Origin of the sequence: Halalkalibacter akibai JCM 9157, assembly GCF_000513135.1 — a bacterium.
Lineage (GTDB): Bacteria > Bacillota > Bacilli > Bacillales > Bacillaceae_D > Halalkalibacter > Halalkalibacter akibai.
Genome location: NZ_BAUV01000028.1, coordinates 51,231 through 59,671, shown reverse-complemented (window position 1 = coordinate 59,671; position 8,441 = coordinate 51,231). Strand labels below are relative to the sequence as shown.

The window sequence follows — 8,441 nt, the reverse complement described above, 5'->3', positions numbered from 1 at the left end:
GTTCATCCCAACTTTTTTTAAACATTCATAGGCCCATTCTCTTTCTCTTTTCTTTAATCGTTTAAACAAGCCAAGCTTCGGATATGTTCCGATCAAAACTGTATCAATCACTGTAATAGGGAAGTCCCAGTCAATAGTACTACGTTGAGGGACATAGGCAATTTTCTCCCGCATTTCCTGAATCGATTTACCTGCGATGTTTATTTCACCCTTATCTTTTGGGATCAAATTCAACAGTGATTTTAATAAAGTTGACTTTCCCGCCCCATTTGGACCGATAATTCCAACAATTTGCCCCTTTTTTGTGGAGAATGATATATTTTTCACCGCTTCATTCCCGTGATAGGAAACATGTAAATTTCGAACTAAAACTAAGTCGTCCAATAGCTTCAACTCCTTTAGATATTTAATAATTTAATCATAAACTTTCCTCAGGGCAACTTTTTAGTTAAAAAGAAAATGTACGTTTGGAATACCTATATCATGATATGTATTTGCATTGACGAAATAAACTTGTACAAACGAATTAATTTTTCACTAGGGCAACTTTAGTTACCATTATATTCACTTTACATATAGTTTACAAGCTTATTTTCTTGAATGATTATTCATTTGAGAATAAAACCATAAAAACACCCCCGAAAGTTAGATTTTCTACTCTAACTTTCGGGGGTAGGAACCATCGCTTATATACGATTTAACTCTATTTCATTTTTTTATCAAATGGAATCATATCTCCTAATGCCTTTTAGTGAATGTCTTCGTATGTACTCTCATCATTTGACATCATCAACTAGTAGATAGTATTTTCCCTTACGAGAGTATATAAAGTTTTTCTCTAGTTTAAGTTTTTTTAATTTATCAACGGGATAGAAGGAATTAAGTCAATATTCAGGGCACGAGTTTATCGTGCCTTTGATTGTTCTTTTCAAAATCGAACTAATGCTTTATATAAAAGAGAATAATTTTCTATAATTCCTATTTAATAATTAATTGGTAACTACTATCAATCTTCTTTTTTCGCTATGTAAGCCTCGATAAGCTGTCTTGGAATTAAATTTAAAGTACTTTCCACCCCTAAATTAAATATTAGCAACTTCATCGCTTCTTGTAATTCACGATCAGAATACAACAGTTTATCATTTCGAGGCATCTCCCACCTTTCCGGTAAGTACTCACAAACAGTATCATAATTAAGCAACTGAGATTCCATCTTCAGTTCTAGTTCTGGAGCGATATCTTCTTTACATACTTCATTAACCAAATTCCACAATGGATTATTTTCTTTATTCTTTGGTTCCAAATCTCTTGCAGCCTTCTTTATCTTCTCTACAGTCTTTCTATAATTTTCTTGCTCATAAGACATATCATCACACCAATTCTATTTATTTTGATGGTGACCTTCCACCAGCATTGAGATTTACCCTAGTTATAATATCTAATTTATATACTAGGGGTATATGCTCAAATTTATCAAAAATTAAACGATTGTTTATACAGTTATATTCAAATTGGACACGCTCCTTCACCCATTTAACACTTGCAATTATACGGAATTGTTATTATTTTTTCTCAACTGTTTCTAATTCAAAACACTTCTCTATCGATGGGCAATCGAGGGAAATCCAAATCAACAAAAAATACTCCATTGAAATAAATCGTTTATTATTTAAGACTATACTAAGCTCACTATTGGAGATACCTGTCATTTCAGAAAGATCTTGTTGTTTCAGTCCTAAAATTTTTAGTTGTTCCTTAAATTTATTCTTCACATTTTTGGGAGATCGAAGTGGCTTGGTTTTCAACTCGCAAAAAATCTCGTTAATTAATTCCATCCGGTCTAGCTCATTATGTACGGATCCTTTAATAAAATCCTCTAAAGCAAATTCCTCTTTAGTTTTTAAAACATAATTGTTTTCTGCATTAAGCCAGTTCACAATGTGCCCTATTTTCATAATAGTGTTTAATTCAAAATCTAACTTCACCTCAACTTTGTTAGGCTTATTTGTGATAGACATGTATTTTCTCTCCCCTTATTTCATAAGATTTTATTAAAATATATGGTTATGAGGTGATATTAATGACATTATTCCGAAATACAATGGATGGAAAGTCGGCAGGGGAGATAGCGAGGGAAACTTGCAAGCGTGGTCAAAAAGGTTGCTAAAGTTAGGTGTGCAGTTGTTTGAGTAAAGCAAAAAAATTGTGATGTCAGTTTCAGATGTTTTCAATAAATGAAATAAAAAGTCATATTTGTTTTGTGCCAATCTTTTGCCTAATTTTGATTTATTGTTTTAAATACTCTTATTAAAAAAACTAAAAAAGCCTAATTATACATTTGCGTGAATAAAATAATGCATATTTAGGCTTCTTAAAATTTTATGTTTTATTCCACTATCGCTTCCCATTAGATAAGTACTTTCTTTTACAAAGATCTTTCAAATACATGTTGAATACACAGTTTCGTTGTACTGTACAGCAAAGGAACTCTCTACTGGACCAAAAATTTTTCATGTTGCTCGCACTCTTCTGCAATTCTTGGACCTCATCTAAGATGCTTATAGAAAACCTATTTCTTTCTCTACATAATCAGTCATTTTTCCTTCATTAAGAGAATATGTTATGTCTCCCTGTAGATATATATCTGTAGTGCTGCTTTCCGACATCATCCCGTCTCCAGAATCACCTCTTTCGTAAGATGGGTCTATCGTTTCTATACTAAAACTAACACATAACTCTACGCCAAATGTAATTAATAATTGATTCTCTTCGATATCAAAAGTTACTTCAAGTATCTCGAAGTTCACCTCATCAATGTAACCGTCGGTTCCCCACCCGCTAAAGTATTCTCCTTCAAACTCTGAATTCATCAAGAGGTCATTGATTGTATAATTCAAAGAATAATTCCCATCGAAAAAGATACTTAATTCGCTCTCCAATAGTTCTTTATCATATTCGTAATTATCGATGAAGTAATCATGTAAGTTATCTTCTTCGTGTTCAAGAAATGCACCCACTGAATTGTAAAAAAGTAGTCCGCGAATATCGTCTTCTAAATCATTGTGAATCCTGTTTTTGCTCTTATCAGCAAAATCTGTAGTATTGTTTGAAATAAACACTACAATCTCTGGATCTTCATCTTTACAATATTCAACAATACTCTGCCAAATGATAGCATCTTGGAAGGATATTTTATTTTCACCGAAAGGTTTAATCCCTTTAAAGTATCTCTCTGATATTTGAGCAGTAACATATTCTCCAGTTGGATAACCAACTATTTGTATATTATTATTTTCAATCATCTCATCTAGAAATAGTTTATAATGATCAACATACTTTTCTGCCCTTAGTTTCTCCAAATCAAACAAATCGCCAATTTCTAATTCCACCATTTTTTTACTTACACTATTTCTAACCTGTCGCACTTCTTTTATTGCAGGTCTCACGTTATCTCTATACTTTTTTATAATTTCGTTATAGTTGAATTCAGTAATGCAAAGTTTAACTGGTTCATGATTAGTGAACTTCAATAATTTTTTAATAGCGCTACTTTTAAAGAAAAAATCGTTATGCACAACATTAGTATCTATAAAAATTAGGTAACTCATTTGCTTCTCCTTTTGGTCGTGATTTTGTCGTATTCGACAAAAAAGGATATATATCCTTTAAAAACTATTTTAAAATTAGTTACCGAAATTATGATTCTACATCTAAACTAATCACCAGACAGAATAAAAAGACAACAGCATATTGCTGACTTTGGGATATTAATCCTTATTAGACTAAAGCTGTTAGTTTAAGTGTAGTCGTTCACAAAGTCATATGAAAGTGAATACACTAGTTGCACAGTAATTAGTCTACTGCGCAACAAATAACTATAATTCATTAGGTACTCTTCTCCAAAATGAGGGGTTTAAACATCAAAACAATTCACCATAAAAACCATTGTCGCTACATTTCTTACTGAAAATTTTATTATCAAACTGATATAATTTAATAAAGGTAGTGTTCCCTCATGTTTAAAGAACAAAAAAATGAACCTAAAAGAAAATATGACTGGTTAAGTATATTGTTTCACTCCCCCCATAATTGAAGAAATCTTGTTGTATAGCAATTGTCAAATATGAATAACGGTCACTTATGAAGTGACCGCTTTTAAAATTATGTTCCATTACCAGTATCGTTTTACACCATAGTAAATGGCTCGGTGTTTTTCAACAACTTCTTCAGGACTATTCTAATTGGTTAGTTCAGACTACCAAAAGCCCCTCCGAATTATTTATGTAATCTAACGAACGTGACGTTACAGTGACACCTTAACATCAATTGAAATTTCACCTCATAGGTGTGTCGCTTTTATCTCTCTTCTTTCGTTTTAGACTTTGTTATTGAATAAGACATGATAATAGTCCTCGTAAATTTTCCGAAACAACTATCCATTAATTTGAACTTTGATTTGTAAAATTACTCATAACTTCTTATCATATTTCTCTTAAAATCTGGTGCCAAGTTTGGTGCCCTTTTCAAAAAATTTGTTGATACTACGTGAGACTCTATATCACATAAACCTTATTACATAGCACGTTACAGCACTTGATGGTACTAGAAAATACATACCACCAAGAACTTCAAAACCGCTTGGGAGGCGCGTGCCGTCTCCGGTAGGTTCGATTCCTACACAGTCCCGCCATATTAAGATTTTTACGGTTCTAAGGGTTTTAGGTATCACACGGTCTCTGTTAGGTTTTAGACGAAACCGTGGCAGACCGTTTAGGTAAGACCGCCGCTTGGGTTCGTCTACATATTTATTTAATCTGTATCCTTCTACAAACAAATTGTGGAAGGTTTTTTTATGTCAAATCATGAGCAAAAAAGGGTTAGAAAATACTATAGGAGCAAAACTAGTACTAGTAATAGAAACTCCAACAAATCAAATCAGGGCATTCCTTCGGCACTGTTTTTTAGAAAGCTGGTTTAATGAGCCAATTGACGAACGGTTTACACCTGTAAAAACACAAGAAGAACACATTGGAATCTTTTACTCCTTCTGAAGTAAGAGACTTGATAAATACAATTGATGATTCAACTTTTAGAGGATTTAGAGATTTGGTTTTGGTTTATGTACTACTAGATTATTAGATCGTTTAAATCTTCGTCCACTTTAACACTTAACAACTAAAAAAGACCGAGTGAAGAGATAAGCTCTCCACTCAGCCTCTGACATATTTACTACTTCCTTTTACTCTGACCAGGTGGTGTAGCCGGTTTATTTCCGTTTCCTGGGTTAGGCGTTTCTACTCTCTTCTCAAGTCCTGGTGGTGTATCCGGTCTGTTTCCATTACCCTGACCCGGTTTGTCTGTTCCTGGTTCTTCCCCTGGATTTGTTCCCGGTCCTCAGTTCCTGGATCTTGTTCAGGAGCGACAAGTGTAATTACACCAAATACAGAAGGATCATTCCAACCTTGGCCCGTGATATCGTTCCAAGTAGCAAAGTTAGCTCGTTGGCCATTATTTGCATAGTTGATTTGAAGGTCTAAACCAATTTTCTTCATATCTTCTGGTGTTGTTTCGTTAAATGGAATCTTCATTTCAACAACATAATCGTTTCCAGTAATTTTCGTAGCTGACTCAAATCCTTGTCTAACAACATCAGTTCCTGGATTAAATGAAGCTTCATTATCAAAATTCACGCGATATTGTGCAATACCATCTTGATAAGAAGATGTTTTTAGATTTTCTCTGTCTAAGAAAACCTCAACTGAATCTTGTTCATGAGCATTTGTTGCTGATTTATCTAAGTTTGCACCATAAACTTGAATCATAACGTATAGATTTTCTTCATCCCAAAGGACTTTTCCATAGCCATTCCGAACGTTCCAAGCACCACTAACACGATCAAGTAATAATGTGGGAGCGTTATCCCATACACTATCAATTGTTCCATTAATCTCTGGAGTACCATAGACAGCTTCTCCTTGTCTATAAACTCTTCCACCTAATGGATAGTCTTCAAGGAATTTCTCAGGATTAACGACAGCATGGTAAGCTAGCTTCGGTTGTAAGTTACTCTTGAACAACAGTGGAGTTCTTTCTCCTCTCCAGCTCGCTCCATCATCAAGACCCCAGAACGTAACTCGTGAAATTTCATTAGAGTATTCTTTGTAAATTTGGAATAATTGTGCATATAACTGTGCTTGCCTAATTTCTTCTGCTTCAGTTTGAGGTGAATCAGCACTACCAGATGTAATATCTAGTTCCGTAACACCAATTTCAACACCTTCTAGTGAAGTAAACAATTCTAATGAAGCTCTAATAGTGTCAGGGTTCGTGAATTCATTGTAATGCCCTTGCATTCCTAACCCACTAATAAGAACTTCACCAGGGTTTTCCTTTGCATATCTCTCATTGATATCTTTCACCATGTGATACATGATTTCAGCCTTTTCTTTGATATGATCGTTATAATCATTGTAATATAGCTTCATATCCCAGCCGTTTTTATCAACAATTTTTTTAGCAATACGGAAAGCTTGTTCTACATAGTCATCACCAATTGCACGTTTCCATCCAGTGTCACGTAATGATTTTTCCCATTCTTCACTCGGATTGCTTGTGACAACGATTGCTTCGTTCACTACGTCCCATGACATGACTTTGTTACCATAGCGTGTCATGACGGTTTCAATATGTGTTTCCATGTTAGCAAGAGCTTCTTCTCTCGAAAGAGGTGTACCATTTACCGTGTGTAATTCAGGTCTTGATTGTTCATGCCATACAAGTACGTGCCCATGAATTTTCAGGTCCTCTTCTACTGCCGCATTAACAAATTCATCTTGATCAGCAAAATCAAACTCTCCAGTAGCCCGATTATAATAGTATTCTGGCTTCATGACGTTCTCAGCTGTTATTAAATTGTGGTGATGTTTTAGGTGTTCTAGACGAACTCCTTGAAATTCATTCATTGTAATTGCATTTCCGATTAAGAACTGATCTTGATACGTTTCATAAATTGATGGTAAATCTCCATTGAATGTTGGTCTATCTTCAGATTGAACTTTACCAATATGTTTTAATTCAAAGTTATCGATGTAGAATAATCTTTCTGATTCAGGCTGATTCACTAGTTCTACATACGCATTTAGTACAGACGGGGCACTGTTTAAAGTAAAGCGTCCAGATAACTGAACCCACTCTTCATCCGTAGCAGTTGTATCACTTGAAACGTTCGTAAATGAACTACTACCTGACTGAACACTAATACGAACACTCGTATCTGGTTGTCCTTCAGCCATTTTCACCCAAACAGATAAGTCATAAATATGACCTGGGTGCATTTTACCCATTACATCTAATAATGGACCTTGGTATTGTTCTGGAGCATTTGTTAATAAGCTTTGAGAACCATCAAATGCATCTGCATCCGTAGCAACTACGTTATAGCCACTACCTCGTGGAACCCAACCTTGCACACCATCTTCAAAATCAGAAAATACGCCAGACTGGTCGAGGTCTCCATCGTCACCAAAGTCTGGTGCAGGTGCTGTTTGAACCACTTTTACATTATCTACAATAAATTCCACTGTTGAATTATCTGATTCAAAATAAAGCGATACACTTGTCGCTGATAAATCATAAGTATATTCACCTTTAAATTCTACCCAAGCAGAGTCAGTAACCTGTAATGGCGTGGTGCCACTGATGTTAGGGAATTCGTTTCCAGCACCTGGTTGATTAGCAGATAGTTTCATACCACTTGGTGACTGACCTTCTACAAGTTTTGCATAACCAGATACTTCATATGTAGCGCCTTTTTCCATCAAATTTGAAACGTTGATGCTTGGTCCATGCCAACCCGCAGTACGACCTGTTGTTTTTAATGCTTGACTTCCATCATAACCATCGTTAGTAACAGAAACTGAAGCATCACCGCGTCCAGCCCATCCTTGTACGCCATCTTCAAAATCGTAGAATGCGATTTCGTTAGACTCAGAGAGTGTTTCACCTGAGTGTTGCGCAGCACCGTCCCCATTTTTAATCGTCTCATGATAAACTGTCTGCGTCTCACTGTTCGCTAATACCGGAACAACCCAACCAGTCGGGATGACCAAGGCAGCAATCAGTAATAACGCTAGAATCTTCTTGAATTGCTTAAACTTCCTACTCAATTCGCATTCCCCCATAAAAGTTTTTTGGACACATACATGTAATCGCTACCATTAAGCGCTTACATAAGAAAAAATTGGAAATAGTTTTACTACTTTATAAGTATGACATGTCAACAGCAATCAATTAACCTTGAAAACTATATACTTTACTCTGTAAACTTTATAACTATTGAAGTAAGAAGTATAGGAATGGTTCTTATATGGGACAATCAGAAGTTTTGCGTGAAAGGCACTACTCTGCCCCCATCCCTTGGTGATTCAATCTTTGATCCTTTC

The 8,441-nt window shown here is 35.1% G+C and carries 5 protein-coding genes; all 5 read right to left on the bottom strand.

All coding sequences use genetic code 11. The annotated features are described in order from the left end of the window. A partial coding sequence (locus JCM9157_RS14890) for a metal ABC transporter ATP-binding protein (RefSeq protein ID WP_035665868.1) occupies positions 1-384 on the bottom strand: 384 nt, incomplete at its 3' end. Between the two features lie 622 nt (positions 385-1,006). Next, positions 1,007-1,366 (bottom strand): hypothetical protein, encoded by a 360-nt coding sequence (locus tag JCM9157_RS14885; protein ID WP_035665865.1) that lies wholly within the window; start codon positions 1,364-1,366, stop codon positions 1,007-1,009. Between the two features lie 196 nt (positions 1,367-1,562). Then, the gene (locus JCM9157_RS14880; protein ID WP_035665863.1) at positions 1,563-2,018 is read right to left on the bottom strand and encodes a helix-turn-helix domain-containing protein; all 456 of its coding nucleotides are present in this window, start codon (positions 2,016-2,018) and stop codon (positions 1,563-1,565) included. Between the two features lie 540 nt (positions 2,019-2,558). Further along, complete coding sequence (locus tag JCM9157_RS14875; RefSeq protein ID WP_035665862.1) at positions 2,559-3,608, bottom strand: PIN domain-containing protein; 1,050 nt, start codon at positions 3,606-3,608, stop codon at positions 2,559-2,561. A 1,686-nt stretch (positions 3,609-5,294) separates the two neighbouring features. Beyond that, entirely contained in the window at positions 5,295-8,165 is a 2,871-nt protein-coding gene (locus tag JCM9157_RS14865) for an endo-1,4-beta-xylanase (RefSeq protein WP_052013174.1), read from the bottom strand. Positions 8,166-8,441 lie beyond the last annotated feature (276 nt).

Excerpts from the sequence above, each read along its gene's own strand:
- JCM9157_RS14885 (WP_035665865.1), bottom strand. The coding sequence starts at position 1,366 with ATGTCTTATGAGCAAGAAAATTATAGAAAGACTGTAGAGAAGATAAAG.
- JCM9157_RS14880 (WP_035665863.1), bottom strand. The coding sequence starts at position 2,018 with ATGTCTATCACAAATAAGCCTAACAAAGTTGAGGTGAAGTTAGATTTT.
- JCM9157_RS14875 (WP_035665862.1), bottom strand. The coding sequence starts at position 3,608 with ATGAGTTACCTAATTTTTATAGATACTAATGTTGTGCATAACGATTTT.